27 protein-coding genes and 1 pseudogene are annotated in these 22,774 nt (G+C 49.3%); 10 read left to right on the plus strand and 18 right to left on the minus strand.

From position 1 onward, the window contains the following. Window positions 1–6 precede the first annotated feature (6 nt). Both T499_RS0112155 and T499_RS0112160 read right to left on the minus strand, forming a co-directional pair. The gene (locus tag T499_RS0112155; protein ID WP_033151204.1) at window positions 7–411 is read right to left on the minus strand and encodes a YolD-like family protein; all 405 of its coding nucleotides are present in this window, start codon (window positions 409–411) and stop codon (window positions 7–9) included. Beyond that, window positions 408–1,919, minus strand: a complete 1,512-nt coding sequence (locus tag T499_RS0112160) for a Y-family DNA polymerase (RefSeq protein ID WP_033151205.1) — start codon at window positions 1,917–1,919, stop codon at window positions 408–410. The genes T499_RS0112155 and T499_RS0112160 overlap by 4 nt, the downstream gene beginning before the upstream one ends. 97 nt (window positions 1,920–2,016) lie before the next feature. On the opposite strand from T499_RS0112160, the gene T499_RS14720 reads away from it, so the two are divergent. The 4 genes from T499_RS14720 to T499_RS0112175 are packed head-to-tail and all read left to right on the plus strand — an operon-like array spanning window position 2,017 to window position 3,501. Next, window positions 2,017–2,160 carry a sel1 repeat family protein gene (locus T499_RS14720; RefSeq protein WP_143010939.1) on the plus strand — a complete coding sequence of 48 codons (144 nt, stop codon included), beginning with the start codon at window positions 2,017–2,019 and terminating at the stop codon, window positions 2,158–2,160. 36 nt (window positions 2,161–2,196) lie between these two features. Further along, window positions 2,197–2,403 (plus strand): hypothetical protein, encoded by a 207-nt coding sequence (locus T499_RS0112165; RefSeq protein ID WP_157054610.1) that lies wholly within the window; start codon window positions 2,197–2,199, stop codon window positions 2,401–2,403. Then, window positions 2,403–2,669, plus strand: a complete 267-nt coding sequence (locus tag T499_RS0112170) for a DUF1294 domain-containing protein (protein ID WP_033151207.1) — start codon at window positions 2,403–2,405, stop codon at window positions 2,667–2,669. Before T499_RS0112165 ends, T499_RS0112170 begins: the two co-directional genes overlap by 1 nt. Window positions 2,670–2,676: 7 nt before the next feature. Continuing rightward, window positions 2,677–3,501, plus strand: a complete 825-nt coding sequence (locus T499_RS0112175; protein ID WP_033151208.1) for an MBL fold metallo-hydrolase — start codon at window positions 2,677–2,679, stop codon at window positions 3,499–3,501. A gap of 251 nt (window positions 3,502–3,752) precedes the next feature. On the opposite strand, the gene T499_RS0112180 is transcribed toward T499_RS0112175, so the two are convergent. After that, on the minus strand, window positions 3,753–6,254 hold the full coding sequence (locus tag T499_RS0112180) for an alpha-L-arabinofuranosidase C-terminal domain-containing protein (protein ID WP_033151209.1): 2,502 nt from the start codon (window positions 6,252–6,254) through the stop codon (window positions 3,753–3,755). Between the two features lie 174 nt (window positions 6,255–6,428). Here T499_RS0112180 and T499_RS0112185 point away from each other — a divergent pair, with 174 nt between their 5' ends. Continuing rightward, complete coding sequence (locus T499_RS0112185; RefSeq protein WP_033151284.1) at window positions 6,429–8,873, plus strand: alpha-L-arabinofuranosidase C-terminal domain-containing protein; 2,445 nt, start codon at window positions 6,429–6,431, stop codon at window positions 8,871–8,873. Here T499_RS0112185 and T499_RS0112190 read toward each other — a convergent pair. From T499_RS0112190 to T499_RS0112210, 5 genes are read right to left on the minus strand one after another with little or no spacing between them, the layout of a single operon-like run. Further along, on the minus strand, window positions 8,854–9,387 hold the full coding sequence (locus T499_RS0112190) for an MBL fold metallo-hydrolase (protein WP_052173717.1): 534 nt from the start codon (window positions 9,385–9,387) through the stop codon (window positions 8,854–8,856). The genes T499_RS0112185 and T499_RS0112190 overlap by 20 nt on opposite strands. A gap of 3 nt (window positions 9,388–9,390) precedes the next feature. Next, window positions 9,391–10,395 carry a carboxymuconolactone decarboxylase family protein gene (locus T499_RS14510; RefSeq protein ID WP_084163151.1) on the minus strand — a complete coding sequence of 335 codons (1,005 nt, stop codon included), beginning with the start codon at window positions 10,393–10,395 and terminating at the stop codon, window positions 9,391–9,393. A gap of 1 nt (window position 10,396) precedes the next feature. After that, complete coding sequence (locus T499_RS0112200) at window positions 10,397–11,569, minus strand: iron-containing alcohol dehydrogenase (RefSeq protein ID WP_033151210.1); 1,173 nt, start codon at window positions 11,567–11,569, stop codon at window positions 10,397–10,399. A gap of 13 nt (window positions 11,570–11,582) precedes the next feature. After that, window positions 11,583–12,428, minus strand: coding sequence for an aldo/keto reductase (locus tag T499_RS0112205; RefSeq protein ID WP_033151211.1), 846 nt, complete (start codon window positions 12,426–12,428; stop codon window positions 11,583–11,585). A gap of 12 nt (window positions 12,429–12,440) precedes the next feature. Then, a complete protein-coding gene (locus T499_RS0112210; protein WP_033151212.1) occupies window positions 12,441–13,046 on the minus strand; it encodes a flavodoxin in 606 nt (201 codons plus the stop codon). A 146-nt stretch (window positions 13,047–13,192) separates the two neighbouring features. Between T499_RS0112210 and T499_RS0112215 the strand changes: the two genes are divergently transcribed. Further along, window positions 13,193–14,014: an AraC family transcriptional regulator gene (locus tag T499_RS0112215; protein ID WP_033151213.1), complete on the plus strand. Its 822-nt coding sequence runs from the start codon at window positions 13,193–13,195 to the stop codon at window positions 14,012–14,014. 136 nt (window positions 14,015–14,150) lie between these two features. Here the strand turns inward: T499_RS0112215 and T499_RS0112220 are convergent, their stop codons facing one another. The 10 genes and pseudogenes from T499_RS0112220 to T499_RS0112265 all read right to left on the minus strand — a co-directional run bounded on the left by T499_RS0112220 (window position 14,151) and on the right by T499_RS0112265 (window position 20,746). Beyond that, window positions 14,151–14,864: a DUF1349 domain-containing protein gene (locus tag T499_RS0112220; RefSeq protein ID WP_084163183.1), complete on the minus strand. Its 714-nt coding sequence runs from the start codon at window positions 14,862–14,864 to the stop codon at window positions 14,151–14,153. Between the two features lie 39 nt (window positions 14,865–14,903). Next, the gene (locus T499_RS0112225; RefSeq protein ID WP_084163153.1) at window positions 14,904–15,608 is read right to left on the minus strand and encodes an acyl-[acyl-carrier-protein] thioesterase; all 705 of its coding nucleotides are present in this window, start codon (window positions 15,606–15,608) and stop codon (window positions 14,904–14,906) included. A 26-nt stretch (window positions 15,609–15,634) separates the two neighbouring features. Next, window positions 15,635–16,291 (minus strand): flavodoxin family protein, encoded by a 657-nt coding sequence (locus tag T499_RS0112230; protein ID WP_033147777.1) that lies wholly within the window; start codon window positions 16,289–16,291, stop codon window positions 15,635–15,637. Between the two features lie 40 nt (window positions 16,292–16,331). Continuing rightward, complete coding sequence (locus tag T499_RS0112235) at window positions 16,332–16,721, minus strand: MmcQ/YjbR family DNA-binding protein (RefSeq protein WP_084163155.1); 390 nt, start codon at window positions 16,719–16,721, stop codon at window positions 16,332–16,334. Window positions 16,722–16,731: 10 nt separating this feature from the next. Next, on the minus strand, window positions 16,732–17,769 hold the full coding sequence (locus T499_RS0112240) for a winged helix DNA-binding domain-containing protein (protein WP_033151214.1): 1,038 nt from the start codon (window positions 17,767–17,769) through the stop codon (window positions 16,732–16,734). A 24-nt stretch (window positions 17,770–17,793) separates the two neighbouring features. Beyond that, window positions 17,794–18,498, minus strand: coding sequence for an SDR family oxidoreductase (locus T499_RS0112245; protein WP_033151215.1), 705 nt, complete (start codon window positions 18,496–18,498; stop codon window positions 17,794–17,796). A gap of 45 nt (window positions 18,499–18,543) precedes the next feature. Next, window positions 18,544–18,693, minus strand: a pseudogene (locus T499_RS15165) (DapH/DapD/GlmU-related protein); the annotation flags it as partial. A 379-nt stretch (window positions 18,694–19,072) separates the two neighbouring features. Next, complete coding sequence (locus tag T499_RS0112255; protein WP_033151217.1) at window positions 19,073–19,651, minus strand: DapH/DapD/GlmU-related protein; 579 nt, start codon at window positions 19,649–19,651, stop codon at window positions 19,073–19,075. 37 nt (window positions 19,652–19,688) lie between these two features. Continuing rightward, window positions 19,689–20,063, minus strand: coding sequence for an MmcQ/YjbR family DNA-binding protein (locus tag T499_RS0112260; RefSeq protein ID WP_033151218.1), 375 nt, complete (start codon window positions 20,061–20,063; stop codon window positions 19,689–19,691). Further along, complete coding sequence (locus T499_RS0112265) at window positions 20,060–20,746, minus strand: nitroreductase family protein (RefSeq protein WP_033151219.1); 687 nt, start codon at window positions 20,744–20,746, stop codon at window positions 20,060–20,062. Before T499_RS0112265 ends, T499_RS0112260 begins: the two co-directional genes overlap by 4 nt. 90 nt (window positions 20,747–20,836) lie before the next feature. Here T499_RS0112265 and T499_RS0112270 point away from each other — a divergent pair, with 90 nt between their 5' ends. From T499_RS0112270 to T499_RS0112285, 4 genes are read left to right on the plus strand one after another with little or no spacing between them, the layout of a single operon-like run. After that, complete coding sequence (locus T499_RS0112270; RefSeq protein WP_033151220.1) at window positions 20,837–21,370, plus strand: GNAT family N-acetyltransferase; 534 nt, start codon at window positions 20,837–20,839, stop codon at window positions 21,368–21,370. 4 nt (window positions 21,371–21,374) lie between these two features. Further along, window positions 21,375–21,872: a NimIJ family nitroimidazole resistance protein gene (locus T499_RS0112275; RefSeq protein ID WP_033151221.1), complete on the plus strand. Its 498-nt coding sequence runs from the start codon at window positions 21,375–21,377 to the stop codon at window positions 21,870–21,872. Then, entirely contained in the window at window positions 21,869–22,423 is a 555-nt protein-coding gene (locus tag T499_RS0112280; RefSeq protein WP_028903514.1) for a sugar O-acetyltransferase, read from the plus strand. The genes T499_RS0112275 and T499_RS0112280 overlap by 4 nt, the downstream gene beginning before the upstream one ends. Beyond that, window positions 22,420–22,758: a hypothetical protein gene (locus T499_RS0112285; RefSeq protein WP_033151222.1), complete on the plus strand. Its 339-nt coding sequence runs from the start codon at window positions 22,420–22,422 to the stop codon at window positions 22,756–22,758. Before T499_RS0112280 ends, T499_RS0112285 begins: the two co-directional genes overlap by 4 nt. Window positions 22,759–22,774 lie beyond the last annotated feature (16 nt).

The following is a 22,774-nucleotide window of genomic DNA, read 5'->3' on the forward strand; positions in this document are numbered from 1 at the left end:
TGTCGATCACTCAATCTTTATCTCTCTTATGACATCAAGTGGGACTTTCTTCCCATCAGTAAACTCGATGCACTTTTCATACTCGTCGATGCGTTTCACATTACCGGTATAAGACTGATAGGAACCTCCTGCCTTATGTTCGTCTGGCACGAAATACTCGATGGTCACAGATGGATGCTCTGGCAATATGGAAACAATTAATTCCATTTTTCGATTCATTTCCTCATTGCCGGATTCACTCAAACCTACCCAGTCATCTGTAAAGCGCCCAGACTCTCGAATTGCAGCATCATAGCCTGTCAATGCGGCAAAGGGAGCAAACTGGGCTGCACGGTTCCACATTGACATCCTCGGGTGATGCTTTGGCTCATAGTGAGGCAGATTGATGATATCGTCGTAGTCGTGGGTCATGCCTTGTGTCCTCCTATTTGCTCGTTGCGTTCCTTGGCCGTGGCACCTTCCTCAAAGTTCAGACCTCTAAGGATGGCATTCTTGCCGAAACGCTGTTTGATTTTCAACTGTGCTTCCTGCATTCGGCGTTCTTTGTCCAGCTTTGCTTGCTCCTCCTGACGCTGTTTCTCTAATGCTTCGTAATCAGTGAAGAGATCAAGTTGCTGGGGAGCATTGGCCTGTGCAAATACCGATGCCTCCGATACCACATGGTTCGTTGTCAGGTTCAGCCTGCGAATCAGCAAATCTGGATTCACATGGCTGTCAAACAACTCTGAAGCACCTTCCATGATAAGGCGCGAGGATGATGTGGGTTTCTCGAAATTGAACGTGCCGTGAGCATGTTTTGGCACATCCTTCCCGTAATAATTGGCAGTAATCTCACCGTCATATTTCTCACGAATTTCTGGTCGTGTCAGACATTCTGCATCATAACCTACGGTCAGCACCAGCTGGTCAGTCATCAGGCGCTTCGATACGAGATCGAGTGCCATTCCTTCTGCCATTTCCTGTATCACCACACGGGCTTTCTTGAATGTGTAAGGCTCCTGCAGCACCTGTCCGCTACTGAAGGAGTTGGTCTCAGGACGATATGCCTTTACAGACTCCATCGTACACGGTTCCCATCCCCAAGCATGGTCTATCAGCAGTTCGGCATTCACGCCAAAGAGCCGGTAAAGCAATCCTTCGTTCTGTACAGACATCCTGGCCAACTTACCCATCGTGTCAATACCATAGACAGCCAGTTTCTCTGCTATGCCTCTGCCTACACGCCAGAACTTCGTGATAGGCTGGTAGTCCCACAACTCACGTCGATACGACATTTCATCTAGTTCTGCGATACGCACTCCGTCTTTGTCGGCAGGTGCTTTCTTGGCTACAATGTCCATTGCCACCTTTGCCAGATACATGTTTGTGCCGATGCCAGCCGTAGCTGTGATGCCCGTAGTGGCCAGCACGTCGCGGATCATCTTCATGGCTAGTTCATGCGCCGACAACTTATAGGTTCTCAGATAGGCTGTCACATCCATAAACACCTCGTCGATGCTATAGACATGAATATCCTCTGGAGCAATGTATTTCAAGTAGGTCTCATAGACCTTGGTGCTCACTTCCATATAGTGAGCCATACGTGGCGGTGCAGCGATATAGTCGAGTTCGAGACTTGGATTGGCTTTCAGTTCCGGGCCATTGTAGGATTTGCCTGTCATCCTCCACCCGGCAGATCTCTTGCGCTCGTTGTTCACCTCGCGCACTCTCTGAACCACCTCGAACAGTCGCGCACGTCCTCCGATGCCATAAGCTTTGAGCGAAGGAGAAACAGCCAGGCAGATGGTTTTCTCCGTCCGGCTTACATCTGCTACCACGAGATTGGTGGTCAGCGGGTCAAACCCTCTGTCCACACACTCCACTGAAGCGTAAAACGACTTCAGATCGATGGCAATATATGTCCGCTGCTGCTCCGACATACCTTAATTATTCTCAAAAACAGCCACAAAATTACTCATTAATCCTCAGAATTTATCAGAATTGACTAATTTTGCAACATTATTTAGGAGAATAGCCATGCCAAAAGAACGAAACAAGGCAGACTCGTATCGTGAGAAGGCTTACGAGGGTGACACCAAGGCAATGAACAACCTTGGGGTCTGCTATGAGCGTGGCACAGGCGTAAAGGTCAATCTGGAGATGGCTTTCGAATTATTGTAAGGAACACGGATATAAGTGGTATTAAACTATCGAATGATGAAACTGAAGAAACGAAAAATCAAGTATTCGGCAATATTCTTTCTCTGCTGGTTTGCCTTTCTGGTCTTTCTTGTGGATGGAGTCCTGAAATTCCAAACTTTGGTTGACTATTTCGGGTCGTACGCATTGTTAGAGGTTGCATTGCTGCTATTGGTTCTTCTTCCAACACTTGCAGTTTACGCATTTACAAAAGAAAAAAAGTGATGGCAAATGCTCTGTTATATTATCTGATAGTCATCAATGTCGTGACCTTCCTGGTCTATGGCATTGATAAGTGGAAGGCCAAGCAAGGTAGCTGGCGCATTTCGGAAGCAACGTTGCTGATGCTTGCAGTCATCGGAGGCACTATCGGAGCTTTGCTTGGCATGCAAGTATGGCGCCACAAGACGATGCATTTAAAGTTCAAGTATGGCCTACCTCTGATTCTGTTGGCTCAGATTGCACTCATGTATATGATAAGCGAGAAATAGAGATTCCATGACGCTGACCTACATCTTCCATAGCGGCTTTGTGCTTGAAACGGAGCAGTCCATCCTAGTATTCGACTACTGGATGGATCCCAGTGGTGTGATGGATGGTGTGCTAAGGAGCGAGAAGCCCATGTATGTCTTCTCCAGCCACTTCCACGAAGACCACTTTACGAAGGATATCTTTGAGTGGAAGAAGCTGCGTGAAGGTATCACCTACATTCTCTCCAAGGACATCTACAAACATCGGAGAGCCAGCAAGGAGGATGCTGACGTATGGTTGGCAAAAGGTGGTATGTGGTCTGACGATACCATATCCGTATGGGCGTTAGGCAGCACAGACAGCGGCGTATCGTGGATTGTTGAAACTGAGGACAAGGCTGCGAATAAGCGAGAGCAGAGCCAAGCTTGCTTGGAGTCTGCCGAGCGTAAGCAGGCTCGACCAAAGGTCAAACGTATCTTTCATGCGGGTGACCTGAACAACTGGTATGCCAAGTTTCTGTCAGACGACAATCCTGATCAGCAGCGATACAGCTTTGAGATGGAGGAGGTGTTTAACCCGATAGCTCACGAGAAGCAATTCCTTGGCGAGCTGAAGGACATCCGCAAGGTTGCCGACAGTTTCGATGTGGTGATGTTTCCCATAGATGGACGTGTCGGTAACGGCTATACCCTTGGTGGCCGGCAATTCATCGAGCGGTTCAAGGTCGGACTGTTCGTTCCTATGCACTTCACTACAGGCTTCGAATCTTCATGGCGCATGAAGGAATTTACTGACGAAAAGGACATCACTTTCTGGGAAATCAACAGGGAAGGAGAAACTATTGAAATCTGAGTGCCGCTCGAGCTCTGCTCGCCGCTACCAACGGGACGCAAGAATGCCATCGTAGGCATTGACATCGACTATGAGACTGTCGGAGCCAATGGCTCAATGCTCATGGTAGCCACCAGCGGAGCGGCAGAGCCGAGCGTACGGAAGCTGATATGTCACAGACAGATGAATCAGAATATATCTTTTAAATTGCATTTTATAAATCATCTGTGCCAACTGCTATATTATTGCCTAACTTTTATATAAACTTGTTTTTATAACTCTATCACACGGAAAGTGTAAGGGGGTAGCGTGAGGGCGTTGGGGCCTGCTACTCCTTGCTTCATCTCAAGCGTCTGGTCGGTGGGCTGACCGCTGAACTCCTCGGTCTTGCTGTCGGCTGGGATAGTGAGGCCGTTGGCTTTGATGGTGAGCTCTACGGGCAGGGCGTTTACCAACTTGAGATAGCGACGGCCGGTGGCACTGTGGCGAACCAGACTGACGCCTACGCGATGTTTAAGTTCGGGGGCAATCTGGATGTCGGTGCTCACGTACTTGTCGCCACCATATACCGAGAACATGCGCTGAACATGGTAGGCAGGGGTGGGGCGGACTTCGGTGTTAGAGAAGTAGATCATGTCGGGATCCCAGTTGTGGTGCTTATCCTTGGCCAGCATCGGGGCGTAGCTGGTCATCTCTACCACGTCGCCATTGCGCTCAACATCGGTGAGATAGAGGGCTTCGGCCAGTGCGGTCTCGATATTGGGACGCTTGACATTGGTTGAGGCTGCATATTCGCCAAGATAAACCTTAGGCATGGTGCGATCGTAACCGTCGTAATAGTTGCGATGGTGCATGAACCAACCGGTTGACTCGTAGTAGTGCTCATCAACCATATACTGCAGCTCGGGATGGCGCTTGGTGAAGTCCCATCCTTCGACGTAATCGGCACTTGGGGCGTGGAAAGGTCCTACGGTGCCACAAATCTTAATCTCGGGATATTTCTGACGGATGGCCTTGCAGATCATCTCGTAGCGCTCTTCGAACACGGTGCCGATGATGTCCTCGTTGCCTATACCTATATATTTAAGGTTGAATGGGGCGGGGTGACCGGCATCAGCGCGAAGCTTGGCCCACTTGGAGGTGGCGGGATCGCCATTGGCCCACTCAATCAGGTCGAGCAGCTCCTGGATGTAAGCTGGCATCTGATCCATAGGGATGCCGCACTGCTGACCGCCTATACCCTGGGCGTTGGCGGCTGAGTTCTGGCATGGAACGCCTGCTGCAAGCACTGGGAGTGGCTCGGCACCGATGTCTTCGCAGAACTGGAAATACTCGAAGAATCCCAGTCCGCGTGTCTGATGATAGCCCCAGATATTGAAGTCGGGTTTGCGGTCCTGAAGTGGACCTATGGTGTGGTTCCAATGGTAGATATTGTCGAGGCCCTGACCATGGCTCATGCAACCGCCTGGGAAACGGACGAACTTGGGCTTCAGGTCGGCGATGACCTGAGCTAAGTCGCGACGCAGACCGTTAGGACGGTTCATAAATGTTTCTTGTGGAAAGAGCGAAATCATATCGAGTCCCACACGGACGGACTTCTGCGGAATGATGGCCAGACGGGCCTTGGTGCAGCTCTTCTTGGTGCTGAGCACGCAGGTGTACTGTTGCCAATCGGTGCCCTGGGTTTTGAGTTTGCTGCTGGCAAGTATGGTGCCATCGGTGCCTATTAGCTGAATCGTGAAGTTCTGCTTCTGACCGTCGGCCAGAACATACATCGAGAAGTTGTACTTATGGCCGGCCTCTACGGCGATGCCATCCCACCCCTCGTTCCACAGTGTGTCGGCAGCAATCACAGCATAGTGGGGATTGTTGCTGCTGAGTGGGTGCTGGGTGGAAATATCGATAGGACTGGCTGAGTGCCAGGCGGTGGTGGCGTTCCACTCGCGACGATCTTTTGCGTTGTATTCGAAGTCGCGGTTCTGAATCAGTTCGGCATACAGACCGCCATCGGCAGCATAGCTGATGTCTTCGAAGAAGATACCTATCAGTTTGTCGCTGATGGTCTTCTCGCTGTTGCTCACGTGAAGTGTGGCTGTCACAGGCTGATGGGGCAGCAGGGAATTCTTGGCATCGTCGTGCATGCGCTCACTGCTGAGACGTGCGTCGGCCTGCAACTGTTGGAAGTGACTAGTGATGGTGCTGAGCTCCTGCGCTGTGATGTCGAAGGTGTTGCCCTCGTGCAACTTGCCTGCTATGGTGGCGGTGTCGCGCGTCCAGGCAGCCTGATCGATCAGGCTCTTCTGGTCTTTGCTGAATTGACGGAAGTTGCCCGATGCAGATACCCAGCGCTTGTCGCCGGTCTTCGTCTGATAATAGATGTCGAAGGTGCCATTGTCATTGGCAAAGACTACCGGCTTGAGGCACTGTGGCGTTGACATCACAGGATAGTCTTGTGGGCGCCAGGTTACCAAGTTGCGGCTATAGGCTGCGGCAAAGAGTGGTGAACTGTCGTTGACCTGAAACACCAGGCGCCAGGTGCCATCGGCAGCGCGGGCCACTGAGGGGTGGTACATGCGCTTCTCGGCTCCCCATGTGCCATAGTCGGACGAGCACAGCTGACCCATCTCCTGCCAACCGTTGGGGGTGAATTGTGCTACATGCAAGCCGGCGTGCTCACCTGGGCTATAGACAAACACGCGCTTGGTGGTCTGAGCGCAAACGCTGATAGACGCTGTGGCGAAAATGCCTAAGAGGTAAAATCTTGATTTCTTCATTATTATTGTGTCATTAATTCTTTGAGGATGCAAAGGTAATGAATTATAGCGTAAAAATGCAAGTGAAATTCAGAAAAAGTTGCTTGGGAAGGAAATATCTTCAAAAACTTTTGTATATTTGCACCCGATATGATTATTACTATCTTTTTAAAACGTTACTATTTTGGAACTATTATGAACTGTAAAAAATCGCTCTTTATGGCCTGCTGGGCTGCTGTGGCTGCCACCGCACAGGCACAGATAACCATTGATATCGATGCACAGCAGCGAGGCCCTAAGGTGAGCCCCATGCTTTATGGAATCTTTTATGAGGATATCAACCATGCCGCTGATGGAGGCATCTATGCCGAACTGATCAGAAACCGCTCGTTTGAGGATGGACCGCGCTTTGGTGCTCCTGCCGACATGCAGGGGTGGGCTACCGTGGCTGCAGAGCCTTCTGTGTTGGCCGCCCGTCTCATTCAAGACTCGAAGAAAACGCCTCTGCTCAATAGTGCCCAGCACCATGCCCTGCAGTTGGATGTCAAGGCATCACCAGCTGCGCCTGTAAGTCTGATTAACGAGGGCTACTGGGGGATTAACGCCGTGCAGGGACGCACCTATCGTCTGTCGTTCTGGGCCAAGGCGCCAGCCTATAGGGGCACCGTGAAGGCAGAACTGCGCTCGGCCGACGGAAAACAGGTGTACGCTCAGCAGCAGGTGGCTGCATTCGCCTCAGCTAAAAAGCGGGGGTGGACAAAATACGAGGCCACGCTGACCGTTCTTGACAATGATGCCCAGGCGCAGTTCGCGCTTGTGTTCGATGGTGTAGGACAGGTGCAGCTGGATATGGTGAGCCTCTTCCCACCCACATTCCGCAATCGTGAGAACGGTATGCGTCCTGATTTGGCCAACATGCTGTGGCAGTTGCATCCTAAGTTTATGCGATTCCCTGGTGGTTGTTTCGTGGAGGGGCAGGAGAGTCCCGACAATGCCTTCCGCTGGCAGCGCACCATCGGTCCTGTCGAAGAGCGTGAAGGCCACTGGAATGTGAACTGGGGCTACCGTACCACCGACGGACTGGGGTATCATGAGTATCTGCAGTTGGCTGAGGATCTGGGGGCCAAACCGCTCTACGTGGTGAACGTGGGGATATGGCACGGCGGACAAACACCTTACGATAGTATCCAACCATGGATAGACGAGTGCTTGAATGCGCTGGAGTATGCCAACGGTCCCGTCAGTTCCAAGTATGGAGCCATGCGTGCCAAAAACGGTCATCCAGAACCCTTCGGAATAGAATATCTTGAGGTGGGTAATGAGAACAACCAGCCCGATCCGCGGCAGCAGAGCGATCACTATTACGAGCGTTACGAACAGTTCTACAATGCCATCAAGGCCAAATATCCCGATATGAAAATCATAGGCAATGTGGTGGCTTGGGGCGATGATAATCCGAAATGGGGCAGCAGTCTGCCCGTGGATTTGTTGGACGAGCATTATTACCGTTCGCCCGACTGGTTTGCAGATGCTTTCCACAAATACGACAGCTACGACCGCCAAGGACCTAAGGTGTATGTGGGTGAATATGCCGTGACCAATGGCTACGGCACGCTGGGCAATATGAATGCTGCACTGGGCGAGGCCATCTATATGATGGGTATGGAGAACAATGCCGACGTGGTGGAACTGGCATCTTATGCCCCTATCTTCGTCAACGAGAATGATGCCCGTTGGCGCCCGGATATGATACGCTTCAGCAGCAGTCGTGCGATGGGCACTCCGAGCTACTACGTGCAACAGCTCATGCCACAGCATCTGGGCACGCAGGTGCTGAAAGTGCAGCAAACTAATCCTTATAAAGATAAGGTGGTGAAACAGATTACGCCAAAGCAGAGTAGAGTGGGGTATGGTACATGGAACACACGCGCCACTTTCCAATGTGATAAAGAGGTGGACTGCATGTATGGCGACTGGCAGATAGAGGGTGGCATGCTGCACCAGACTGGACATAAGGATGCCACGCGCTGCATTCAGAAGGATGTCATAGACGGCGATCACTATACCTGTAAGTTCCGCTGTCGCAAAGACGAAGGGGCCGAGGGCTTTATCGTCATCTTTAACTATGTGGATGACAAGAACTACTGTTGGGTGAACCTTGGCGGATGGACCAACTCGCAGCATGCCATCGAGCAGATTAGCAATGGCGGCAAACTGCTGACCGACAGTAAGCGTGGGCGCATTGAGGCAGGACGCTGGTATGATGTTACCCTGCAGGTGGCAGGCGACAGTGTGAAGGTATGGCTCGACAATGAGCAGCTGTTTGATACTGTGCTCAAGCGCGACCACACCAAGGGTATCTACTCATCGGCCACCATCAACGACGCCACTGGCGAGATTATTGTAAAAGTGGTGAACAACGATGATGCTGCCACCACAGCTCGTATTAGTCTGAAGAACTTTGCGCCAAGCGAAGCCCGAGTAGTGAGGTTGGCAGCCAACGACGGTATGGAGGAGAATACGCTCCAGCAGCCCACAACCATTCATCCAGTAGAGCAACAACTCTCGACAGCTGATGACCACGTGATGCTAACCGTGCCCCCATATTCGCTGAACATCGTCACAATAAAAACGTCGTGACTGCGAAACAGGCTCTTTTTCTCATTTTTTTCGTGATTTCAATATCCGGCATATCCTCAGGATGGTAGGCTTCACTTCCCTTGAATGCTTTGCCAGCAAAGCCGAATGGAGCGGCAGCATAAAATACAGGATCTACCAATATCCGCTTACCTGCTAACTGAAACAGATAAGATGAATGCCCAAACCATACGATGAGTTTTTCATCCTTTTCCAACTTGTGTAGGTCGGTCTTTATGACAGGCACGGAATCTTTGGGCTCAACATCGGGAGCTTTGTCAAAAACAAAACTCCACATGGCTTGAAAAAGATTCTTGTCTCCGGTCATGGTGACGGTTTCAAGCTCATTGTTAAACTTTCCCTCTTTCCATTGGGGTGACCTCTTTATGCGTTCCAGTCTTGCCCCACTTGGCAGTTTACCGAATTGGGGCAGGTTGATAACGACACACGTTGTCAGTGCCAGTAGAAAGATTACAAACAATATAATCGTTAGCATCTTTTTGCTGCCTTTTATCATGGCTTATTGCAGTTTACTGTAAATTTCGTCTATTACTGGCTCTAACCACTCGTTCGATGCTCCATCCTGCACATCCTTATGATACGTGAGATGCTGGAACCACGAGTTTTTCTGTGCGCCGTGCCAGTGCTTCACCTCGGCAGGGATGGCGATGACGGTGCCGGAAGTCATCTCTTGCGGCTCTTTGCCCCATTCCTGATACCAGCCGCGCCCAGCAACGCAGATGAGCACTTGTACCTGCTTGTGGTGAATATGCCAGTTATTGCGGCAGCAAGGCTCGAAGGTGACGTTCATCACACCACCACCGACATCTGCCAGATAGCTCTGACCAATGAAATACTTTCCGTAAGGATTAGGCTCGCCCTTGGGCCACTTGGTGTTCAGGGTGTAACCTTCGTTGCAGAGCCAAGTGCAGAGCTCATCGACCTGTTGCTTTGAGTTGCCCATATTCACGGCGCCCTGTTTGTGGGCAGCCAGTTGTGGAGCAACACCATCGAGACCGCTCAGGGCTGCTACGGTTACTATCTCACGATCTGCAGCAGAGAGCTGGTCGCCAGCGAAGATGTCACCAAAGAGGTGGGACTTCAAATAGTAGTCGTCCTGCGGACAGAACTCATAGTTAAAGGGCTTTCCTGAGAGTTGTGTCTGGTTCTTCATGCCCAGTTCGTATGCTTTCTTGGCATTGTCCCATTCTGCAGGACGTTTCCAAGGCTTGCCTTCCTGCCAGTTCGCTTGTCTGTTTTCCAAAACCTTACTCAGCACGCCAAGTGCATTCAGCGAACGAGGAAAGCCGGTATAGGCATAGAGTTGCGAGAAGGCCTCCTTCAGTTCGTTGATGGTTACGCCCTTGTTGAGAGCCATACGCACGGTAGGCTCCAAACGATTCATATCACCCTGTGCCATGAGGCAGGCACATGCTGCCAATCCCTTTTGACGCTCTGTCAACGTCTGTGCATCTGCTGTTGCCATCATCAATAATGCTACAAATAAATAGACGATTCGTTTCATATTACATGCTCTCCTTAAGAATCTCTGTCACGTCTGACTTCGTCAGATTCAGATAACCGGCGGGATAGCAGATGGTGCCCTCGGTGATGCCGGGAATCATATCTTCAGTGGCACCCAGTTGAGTGATGGTCAAGGGCAGACCTATCTCTTGCATCCAGGCTTTCAGGGCCTGCAGACCAGCTTCGGCTATCTGTTCGTCGGTCATTCCGTTGCTCTGGATATTCCACACGTTCTTGGCGAAGCGCACAAACTTAGAAAGACCGTTCTGCATGGCGCGGCGATAGTAGGCCATTGAGACAGATGCCAGCGCATAGCCGTGTGGGGCATGTGTCCAAGCACCCACGCTGTGACCAATCATGTGAACCATCCAGTCCTGCTGCTTGCCCAGCCCGATAAGGGTGTTCAGTGCCCATGTGGCTGTCCACATGATGTTCGAGCGTGCCTCGTAGTCCTGAGGATTCTTTACAGCGATGCGGCTGCTGTGGATGACAGAACGCATCAGTCCTTCAGAGAGGTAGTCGCTGGTGTTGTCATCGAAGTCCGAGAAGTACTGCTCCATGATGTGGTTCATGATGTCGTAGATACCCGCCTTCATCTGGTTCTCGGGTACGGTCATCGTGAACTTCGGATTGAGGATAGAGAACTTAGGCATCAGACGACTGTCGAACACATGCCCCACCTTGAAAGTATGCTCTGTATCTGTAATCACAGTGCCGGCGTTCATCTCAGAGCCTGTGCCAGCCATCGTCAGGATACAGCCCACAGGCAGCAGTCTCTGGTCCTTAGCGGGATTTTCCTGCTTCAGCCAAAACTTGTCCCAGTAGTCGCCTTCATAATTGACAGATGCAGCCACGGCCTTCGAGTAGTCGCAAACGCTGCCGCCGCCAAGGGCAAGGATCAAGTCCACCTCGTTCTCGCGGGCAATCTTGACACCCTCATGCAGTTTCTCTAAGGTGGGATTGGTCATCACGCCAGGGTTCTCAACGATGGTCTTGCCTGCCTCTTTGAGGATAGCCACCACCTGGTCGTAGATGCCGTTACGCTTTACACTGCCACTGCCGTAGTTGAGCAGCACCACTGGGCCGTAGCCCTTCAGTTCGTCCTTGAGGAAGTTCAAAGACTCATCACCAAAATACAGTTTGGTTGGGTTGTAATAAGAAAAGTTTCCTAACATAGTTGTTTTTTTATTATCCGTAATTCTCAATAAGATACTTCACAAACTGTGGGTCGCCGAAATCTCTGGTACCAGCGTCATGCCGCTTCATCTTGGCAATCTGAGCCATATCATCGTCACTCAGCGAGAAGTCAAAGATGTCGATGTTCTGCGCCATGCGCTCCTTGTGGCTCGACTTGGGAATAGCCACGATACCGCGCTGGGTGAGCCAACGGAGGGCGACCTGGGCGGCTGTCTTGTTGTACTTGGCACCGATAGAAGCCAGCAGTTCACTCTTTATAATGCCGTCAGTGCCCTGTCCACCGAGCGGGTACCAAGCCATCATCTTGGTGTCAAACTCGTCGAGAATCGGTTCGATGCCCGTCTGCTGAGAGAGCGTGTTGCACTCCAGCTGGTTCACCATAGGCTTCAGCTCTACATAGTGGGCGAAGTCGAAGAAACGGCCTGCCTGGAAGTTGCTCACGCCGATGGCGCGCACCTTGCCAGCACGATAAGCCTTCTCCATAGCCCGCCATGTGCCGAACACGTCGCCATAGGCCTGATGGATGAGCAACAGGTCGATATAGTCTGTCTGCAACTTGCGCAGACTCTCATCGATGCTCTTGGCAGCCTTTTCCTCACCAGCATTAGAAATCCATACCTTTGTAACGAGGAACAAGTCTTCGCGCTTGATGCCACTCTTGCGCCAGGCATTGCCAACGCCCTCCTCATTCTGGTAGGCCTGTGCCGTATCAATCAGGCGATAGCCTACACTTAAAGCATCACTCACGCAACGCTCACACTCGTCAGGACTTACGAGAAACACACCGTAGCCCAATGTCGGCATCTTCACACCGTTTGATAATGTAATGTACTCCATAATCTTCAATTTTTAATATCCTAAACCATTCAGCCACTTCTCAACCTTTTTCTTTTCTGTCCTTACCTCGTGTCCATAGATGCTAAAGCCCTTTGTGACATTAGCCCCAGGGAATGCTTCCTTCACATCCTCCACACAGTTGGCCAATCCAGAACCTTCATGAGTGGTAAAAGGAATGACGGTCTTACCCTTCAGGTCGTTAGCATGCTTCTTGAAGAAGGTGAACATCACTTGCGGATAGGTGCCCCACCATACGGGGCCACCGATAAACACAGTGTCGTATTTATTTAGGTCGATGTCGCCTTCATATTCTGGCAACTCACCGTTTTTAACTTCTTCCTTTGCCAGATTGATGAGTGGTGTATAAGCCATGCCGTCGTACTTGTGGGTAACGATTTCAAACTGCTCTGCACCTGTCACTTCTGTGATGTAGTCTGCCATAATCTTCGTGTTGCCCACCTCAATGTTTCCTACTGCGTAGTTGTCTCCCGCATGTGAGAAGAATACTACCAAACTTTTACCATCCTTGTTCATAACTTCCTCCTGTTTTGCGCCACCGCTGCAAGCTGTGGAAATCAGCAATGCTATGGCAGCTGTGATGATACTTTTGATATTCATTTTAAATATACTGTTGAATTTGGGTGCAAAGTTACGACGATTTCCTGATACTTTTGTTTCACAAATTACTTCACAATTTTCACTTTTTGCACAAATCGTTCGTTTACTTATAAAATAAAGTGTATTTTTGCAGCAAAAAGCAAGATATGAGTACTGATTTTCAATATTCTACAGACTTCTACGGGATGAATGCCCTTGAGTTGAGCCACACCTGCATGCACTTGCTTTGCTTGGCAGGTGAGGCAAGTTTTGTGTTCAACGAGCATTGCTACCACATTATCAAAAACGACTTGGTTGTGATACCGATGCCCGATAGAGTAAGAAACCTTGCGGGACATACTGACTTGCAGGTGGAGTGGTTCGCCGCCGACTACAAGTTCCTGCAGAACCTGTTGCCGTCGAACAACTACAGCATCGGAGGCAGTATCTCACTGAACCACGATCCAGTCATCTCGCTAACGGATGAGCAGGCTGCCATCTTGCTGGCAGACTTCCACCGCCTGCGCGACCGCATGGACGACAGCCACCTGCTGTTCTACCGCGAACTGATGGGGAGCCTCTGCCTGACGATGATGTACGACATCTTCGAGCCGCACGCCCAGCGCGACGCCACCGATACGCATACCGACCGCACGGCCTATATCGTGAAGCAGCTGATGCAACTGCTCTCCACAGGCATTAGCCGGACGGAGCGTGAGGTCACTTATTACGCCGAGCGCCTGAACGTCTCGCCCAAGTACCTCTCCGATACCGTGAAGCGCGTGACGGGCCACAGCGTCAGCTCGTACATCCACCGCCACACCGTACCCATACTGAAAAACTATCTGGGCGACGAGCGTCTGTCGCTCACCCAGATAGCCGAACTGATGGATTTCTCATCGCTCTCCCATTTCAGCCGCTACTGCTCCAAGCACCTCGGCCAGTCGCCCAGCGACTACCGCCAGAGCCTGCAGCCGAAAAGGGAGTAACTATTTTTCGCCCAATTGTCGAGCGCATAGCCATCGGGGCCTACGCTGCCCTCGGGCGTACCGAAGGTGTATGTCATATTCATTAAATTAACTATTTGTTGTATTCTTTATTATAGGTTATAAACGTTTTTTGATTCTATTCATCCGGCTGCTGACCGTCGTGAGCCTTCCAAACACACTCGGTAATCTTCATGTCTGAAAAAAGGGCGGTGAATGATGATTCCTCTGGCGAACAGGCATATATGCCGAAACTGATTTCGTCGGCAGCAGCATACATGTGACAGATGCGCATCTGACTGAAATTCTCGCCATCGGTAGAACATTCGATGCAGTAGTCATCCTCTCGGCGCGAGAAACGGTACCACATGGTCTTGACATCGGCAGGGATAGCCGTCGTAGCCCAATCAGAATAGCCCTTGTTGGTGGCTACGCTGCCTAAGTGCTGGAACTCGTCGTTCTCATATTCCACAGAACCTTTCAGCCAGTTCTCGCTATCCAGATACATCACGATGCCGCATTGGTCGAAGCGCTGATGGCTCTGCGTGAAGTCGGTCTTCACCACGAAACTGAAGAATTTTTCCTTTGTCTTCATCTGTAGCACGGGCGCATTGTCGTTCTGGAAGTGATAGTACGTGCGCTGCCATAGGTCGGTGTGCGGAGCGGTAGTGATGGCTATGGTATCACCTTTGACCTCAAAGGCTTTAGGCTCCCTCGTCCATTGCAAAGCATTCAAGTCTATGCGCCCGCTATCGGCAAGTGCCACCTTTACGTCGTCCACAAAGTCGGTTGTCTCCACCTTATTTTCTCTACTACCGCAACCCGTCAGAGTTGCTGTTGCTACCGCTGCCATAAGCATGATGTTTATTATCTTCATAATCGAATTACTGTGTCATTTATTGAACTCAATGATGGCACTCACCTCACTCCCTATAGACAGGGAAATGATGATACCGTCAGTTGTTTTGTAAATAATAGGAGTCAGACTATCACCAAGTTTGGCAGCTACGCGATATTCCACACGAAGACCTCGAACCACGAAATCCTCCGGCAACAGTTCCATTGCCATGCGGACATAGTTGGCATTATTCAGATGCTTGTTGTAGTCGATGTCGGCACGAAGCACCTTTATTGGCTCCAGCACTTCACCCTCCGTCTTAGGCAGGATGATGCGGCGGTCTTTGTAGTTCATCTCCAGCTGTGGCTCCAGCTTCATTGATTGTATGGTCGCTTCGTTCACACGTTTCAGTTTGCCCGCCACCTTGTCAACGAATGCTCCCATGCTCCATGTCTTGTAGCAGGGATTTCCCTGTGCGTCGTAGATGAACGTGTTGCGGAATCCGAACATGGGCTTCATGCCATAGACTGAGGTTGTTACTGTCAGTTCCTCTTTGTAGTCAGGCACACGGATAATCTCTACCTGGCGTGTTGCCAGTAGCTGAGCCATATTCTGCTGCAAGAAGTAGTCCTTGACTTCAGGTTCGCTGTCAATCCACATCTCTGAGCAGTCCTGCATCATCTGGAGAGCGGAGTAGAGTTTCAGTTTTCCTTCGCTGTCGCAGGTGCTTGTCGTTACTTTATAATTCAAACTGTACATGATTATTTCTTCTTTGTTTTAGTATGTTATTCCTTGGCCTTTGCCACCAGTCGCTTGCCCAGTTCGAAGGCTTTTTCGAGGTCGATGGGGAATTGCGTGTCGCGTACCTCTGCCTTGTGAACCTCGCTGAAAGTGGCGGCATCGTAGCGGTCGTAGTTCGGGAACTGATATGTGTCGTAGGAGCATAGTACTTCTGTAGGGCCGAACACACCGAGTTGCTGGGCAGAGGCGTCCATCAGGATATGATAGTTCATCTGACGATATACTTCTTCATTAGGGCAGTTCATCGTATAGATGGTAGCCGAACAGATGCGCTTCAGTACGACGGGCTTGGAATAGTCGGAGTAGTTGACAGCGGGAAACTCCATTCGCTCCATAAAGGCACGTAGTGCTGCTGAGGGGTAGCCGCAATAGTTGGGTGAGCCGCACGCCAGCACGTCGGCCTCCACGGCTTTCTGGAGTATGGGCTGCAGGTCGTCCTTGAAAGAGCAGACACCCTTTTTGCCGCCCTTGACCTTACAAGCGAAACACGACATACAGCCCTTGTAGTTCAGGCTGCGGTCGTAGAGATTCACCAGTTCTACCTCGGCACCAGCCTCCCTGGCACCATCCATGGCACGCTTCAGCAGCTGTGCCGTATTGCCGTTCTTACGCGGACTTCCATTGATAAATAATGCTTTCATAATTTTTAAAGTTTCAAGTTTCACCTTTGACCTTTAAGTTTTAAGCTTTAAGCCTTTGACTTTTGACTTTAGACCTTTCTTGCTCTCGCTTACTCGCATACTTGGCCTTTACAATCTCAAAAGAGTTTCGTGTCAGCTCCTTTAGCAAGTCATCTGGCGCAGAATTTGGGTTGATACCTATCCAGTGCTTGGGCGATTCGTTGTACGGATTGCCAATACACTCATACTGTGCCTTCAGGTCCTCGATGCGCTCAGGCTGGCATTTCAGTGATATGACAGAGAAGTCATTGCAATCGAAGAATGAGAACATATGTCCCATCACGTAGAACACCAATACCCCCTCTCCGTTCTTGAACTTCTGGAAAGGAAGTTTTTCTTCAATGTCTTCGCCTAATGACAGGCAATACTCGCGATAGTCTTCTATGTTCATACTGCATTTTTTATTTATTCCGATAACTACTGTATGATTGCCAAGCTTCACTTACATCTACAGGTTCAAAGTTTTCTTCAAAGAAGGATGCTTGAAAGTCCTCTTTAAAAGGTGACCAATTACCGCATATCTTTCCATCATAAGCTATTATAGGCTGGAAAATGCCGCTATTGTTATGGGCACGATGCCTGTGTTCTGGAGGAAGCACGATGTCACGACTCTTATAGCTGATGAGGTATTCATCGTATGGAGGAATCAGGAGGAACTTGCCTTTACGAAATCCCCTTATGCGGCATTCTTCGGTCAGATAGAACTCCCTGCCTTTCCACTTCTCCATGTGAATGCCGTTGCCAAGGAGTGCAATGCCTTTTCTACAGTCGCTGATGTTAAGTCCTGACCACCATACAAAATCCTTCAGTGTAGCTGGTTGGCGACTCTGAAAGTACTTATGAGTAAAGTAAGCCAACGCCTCGTCTCTGTCCATCTTTGCGGATGACTTTATCTTATCTGATGTTAGCGCGTAGGTAGCTTTGAGCGGTAACAAATCTCCACTACAAAGGATGCCTGCCATTTCTGCCATGCGGATATGATAAGACAGGCGATGGTCGCCCATCTTCAAACCTTTTTCTGCCAACGCCAGAACGAAATCATCTTTTGTCACACTCCTTTTGCCTGCTGCTGTCCGAACGAGAATATCTCTGACACGCATCAGTTCTTCATCGGGTATGGTTATTCTATTGCTGCTCATCCATCCCTTCGTGACGGCAATTGCTTTTGGAGCAAATAGGTCTATCATAGACCAGTAATCTTCAGCAGATACCAACTGCCAAGTGCCTCTCATCAGGTGCAGACGGATAATCAGTCCCTCATCAAAAGCTTTCTTGAAAGCCTTGAATGAAGGTTTGCGCGTGCGCATTGCCACAGCCCAGCGCATCATACGATATTCCTGTGCCTGCATGGCACCCATGTAGCTGACCACCTCAGTAGGTGTACTGAACTGTGGAGCGATGAGCTGCTGGTTGAGAAGTCTGATGGCAACAGGATTCATATCTCACATTTTACATTTCATATTTCAATTTAATGTCCAACCATTATCACCATGATATATCATCTGTCTGGTCATGCCACCATCGATACATATGTTCTCGCCCGTGATGAATCCTGCCTTGTCAGAGCAGAGAAAGAGCACCATATTAGCTATATCCAATGGATTTCCAACACGTCCTGCCGGTTGTTGAATGGCATCGGAACCTTCATAGACGGTGTAGGCCGTGTCAATCCACCCTGGAGAGATGCTGTTTACACGAACCTTTCCAGCAAGACTGACTGCCAAGGCGTGAGTCAAAGCCGCTATGCCACCTTTTGCTGCAGTATAACTTTCCGTCTGTGGCTGACTCATACGATCACGTGAGGAAGATATATTGACGACGGCCGCTCCCTTTGCGAAATGTGAAGCAAAGAGTTTGGCAAGATAGAAAGGTGCTGTAACACCAACACTCAGGGCATACTGGAACTCCTCATAACTACACTCGTTTATGCCCTTCATCAGTGGCAGGGCATTGTTGATGAGATAATCCACATGCCCATGCTTCTCAATGACATCCTTGGCAAACTGCTCCAGCACCTGTTTGTCAGCAAGGTCGCCAACAAAGTGGTCACCCTGCTGTTTATCGATTACGCAAACAGTTGCTCCAAGTTTCTCGAATTCTTCTGCTATACATCTTCCGATGCCTTGTGCACCACCTGTGACGATTACTATTTTATTATTGAAATCCATATTTGTGTCAGTTCGTTAAATTGGAATTTATATGATTTCTTTTTTGAATTTTGCGGGATTACCAGCCACTAAGGTCCGTGGAGCGACATTACTGGTTACCACAGAACCTGCTGCAATGACTGCACCATCACCTATTACGACACCAGGCAGTATCACGGAATGGCCACCAACCCAAACATCATTGCCAATAGTAATTGGAATTCCATAGCCATCAAGCGTTCTACCTTCGGGTTGGAGACGATGACCAGCTGTATAAATTCCCACATCAGGCCCAATCAGACAGTTATTGCCGATGTGTATTTCTGCAACGTCGAGCATCGTACAATTATAATCAGCATGGAAATTGTCGCCAACATGGATATTCTTACCAAAGTCGCAATGGAAATTATCACCAACGAAAGGATTACTACCAGAAGATCCGAACAATTCCTTGACAATTTCTTGCTTCTGGATTTGATTGACCAAAGATAGACTGTTTAATCGCTTGATAAGCTCAGATGTTTTGGTTAACTGTAATAGCACATCTTCACTAATATCTGTACGACTGAATGTTATCTTTTCCATAAATTCCGATTTATCTGTCTTTTATCTCTATCTTTTTTATCACCTTGGCTGGAACGCCACCAACAATGGTATTCGGTTCAACATCCTTTGTCACCACGGCACCAGCAGCCACTACGGCTCCATCGCCGATGGTTACTCCTGCAAGAACGGTGGCATTGGCTCCAATCCATACGTTTTTGCCGATGTGAATTGGTGCATAGCTCATACTCTGGCGCTTGGCCGGGTCAAGGTCGTGATTGATGGTTGCCAGCACGACATTGTGTCCGATGAGTGCGCCCTCGTCGATGGTGATGCCACCTTGGTCTTGGAACTTACAACCCATGTTGATGAAGACCCGTTCACCAACGATGGTGTTCTTTCCGCAATCGGTATGGAACGGAGGAAACATGCCTACCGTCTTGGGTACTTCACGCCCCCAAAGTTGTTCCAGCAAATCGTGCAACTGCTCTGGAGTATGGTACTTCCCGTTAATTTCTGCCGTTTTCTGCAGAGCCTCCTGCGACAGCTGATGGAACATCATGTGGACATCACCACCGCCAACGACGGGTTTGCCCGATGCCATGTAATCACGAAATTCTTGTATTGTCATTGTTCTTTATTTCCATTTTACCACATCTAAATCATTCTTATACAGGCACATACTTTGAGCGAATAGCCTTTGGAAGTTTCGATGCAATGAGTTGGTAGGACTCTTTAATCAACCCCGTTACTATTGCTTCGTCCATTTCTTCGTAATAGACATCGCTCCAGTGCGTCTTGTTCCAATGGTAAGCGGGTCTCACGGCTGAGAATTGCTCTCTAAGTTCGATATTCCTGTCTGGAGATAGCTTCAAGGCAATTCTTGAAACTCCTTCCTTCATATCATACCTGCCACCGCCTAGCCATAGGCAGACGAATATCTTTCCCTCCAAGCGAAAGTTAAGAATATCATCACCAAAAGCTTGGTCTTCGGTCACTCTTGGGAGTGACAACGTGTACTCTCTGACCTGCTCAATGTTCATACCCACTCAAAATTCACTTCTCCGGCACCAATCTCAAAGTGGTATTTGGCAATGCCTAAATCCATCTTTGTATAGCCAATCATGGAGAATCCTTTCTTTGCTCTCACTTGATGGCGATTGTTACTTGTACCGACATACTCAAACGAAAATTTCTGCTGGTTTACGGCTGTTGGAGCAAGCAGGGCTGCTTCAACTCCCTTCTTGAACCATGACGGAGTGATGTCACTCACATTGCTCACTTGCTCGACGGTCTTGATCTTATGACCGACACCTTGCGTCTCACCATAGCCGATGGCAATGTAGCAGGCAATCTTTTCACCTTCGTCAAGCACATACGTTCCTGGCACCTTGGAGTAGGAGAGACCCACCCAGCAGGTGTTCAGTCCGAGAGTCTGAGCCAGCAGTACCAATTGCTCGCCATAATAGCCTACGCGCTCATCCAAGTCATCAGCTTTCTGTCCTGCCATGACGATATAGTTGCCTACATTACGGAACTTCCCATATTTGGCCATCGTTCCTAAGAATGCCTTCGGCTCGTTCTGAATAAGCTGTATATGCAACTTACCCTCACGGTTCAGTACCGCGATTTTCTCTTCTAGCACCTTGACTACATTCTCTGCCAACGGCTGTTCCTTATATGCCCTTACACTGTGACGGGCTTCAATAGCTTCTTCTAGGGTCATTTCACAAAACATATTAAATCTGGGTGTAAAGATACGAAAAAATGAAAAATTATTGCTATCTTTGTGCCAAGATTTGAGAATTATTAGGATTTGATTCAGAAACAGATATCTATAGAGAATGCTAACGATGGGCAATTGAAACAGCTCTACGAAACGGCATTCCCCAAGGAAGAACAGATTCCCTGGGATGACTTGGTGCGACTAATTGGTGAGATGCATCTTGACTTCACAGCCTATTACGAGGGAGAAGAGTTTATCGGCTTTACGATTGTCTATCCCAGACCCTCGTTTAACTGGTACTGGTATTTCGCCGTTAAGGAAGAACTGCGAGGGAAAGGTCTTGGTCAGAAGATTCTTAATCAACTGATAGAACGTTATAAGGGACAGTCATGTGTCCTGGACATGGAGTCACCTCGTCAGGAGTGTGACAACAAGGAGCAAAGGCAGCGCCGCCATGAGTTCTATCTCCGTAACGGGTTCCGCGATACTAGTGTCTATCGCTGTTGGGACGACTTGGAGATGACCATTATGATGATAGGGCCAGGAACGTTCACCCTACAGGATTGGGAGGAGATTGTTGGAGAATTAAGGAAATATTGGACATGGGATAAAAATAAGGATTAACTGCATGAGTGAGTTTCGTGAAATGAGGCGCAAGCGCCAACAGCTTTCAAAAGAGGAAAGCATCGCAATACTGGAGAAAGCAACGGCAGGAACACTGGCATTGCTTGGTGATGATGACTATCCCTATGCCGTTCCCATCAGCTATGTATATCATGAAGGAAAACTGTATTTCCACAGTGCTCTGGCTGGTCATAAGGTGGATGCTATCCGCAAGTGTGAGAATGCTTCGTTCTGCGTCATCGAGCAGGATGATGTGCAGCCGAAGAAGTACACCACTTTCTTCCGTAGCGTGATAGCATTTGGCAGAATCCATATCATCGAGGATGAACAGGAGAAGTTGGAAACAGCCCGAATGCTTGGCAACCGCTACAATCCAAACGATGAGGAGAACCTGCAAAAGGAAATAGAGAGTGGCTTCGCCCGTATGCTAATGATACGCTTTGACATCGAGCATTTGACGGGCAAGGAGGCAATTGAATTGGTAAGACAAAGAAATATATGACAGAAAAAGAGAAGATGTTGGCGGGCGAAATTTATTCCGCTGTTGACCCGCAGCTGATAGAAGAACTGACGGAAGTTAAGGAGATAATCCATGACTATAACCTGTTGCGCCCGTCGGAGAAGGAGGAGGCAAGGGAGATTCTGAAAGGTCTCTTGGGACACATCGCTGATGACAATATTCTGATTAACCAGCCCTTCTATTGCGACTATGGCAAGCAGATTAGTGTGGGCAAGCGGTTCTTTGCCAACTTCAACTTCACCGTGCTCGACGAAGCACGTGTCACCATTGGAGATGACTGTTTTATCGGCCCTAATGTAAGCATCTACACGGCCAGCCATAGTACAGACCCCGTGGAGCGCAACAGCCGTAGAGAGTGGGCAGAACCAGTCACCATTGGCAATAATGTATGGATTGGTGGCAGTGTGACCATCCTGCCTGGTGTGACAATTGGTGACAACGTGACCATAGGTGCAGGTAGTGTAGTGACGAAAGATATTCCTTCGAACTCCATTGCAGTAGGCAACCCCTGCAAAGTAGTAAAGACTATATGACACTACGTGAACTCATAAATTCAGTAGATTCTGAGCAGTACAGCGAATCAACGTTGTACCAGAAGCTACGTGAGACGAAGCCTGAGTATGGTTCCAATAGACGTATTCAGGTTAAGTTGGTAAATGGTGAGGTCGCTATTACCAACGTTCACGTCGGCTCGTTGGGCGATATTCTTACTTACCAGATTGATGTGGCTCCAGACCTGCAGGTTACGAAGATGCAACTGTTGGATGAAATCCTCAAAGAGATGGCTTCGAACACCTTCAGCGATGAAGAACAGGCAGAGTTCTGGGGTGACTTTGATAACCTGCAAAAAGCAAAGATAGTAAGATGACTGACTACGATTCCAT

Origin of the sequence: Prevotella sp. RM4 (assembly GCF_000701965.1) — a bacterium.
In the GTDB taxonomy this organism is placed as follows: domain Bacteria; phylum Bacteroidota; class Bacteroidia; order Bacteroidales; family Bacteroidaceae; genus Prevotella; species Prevotella ruminicola.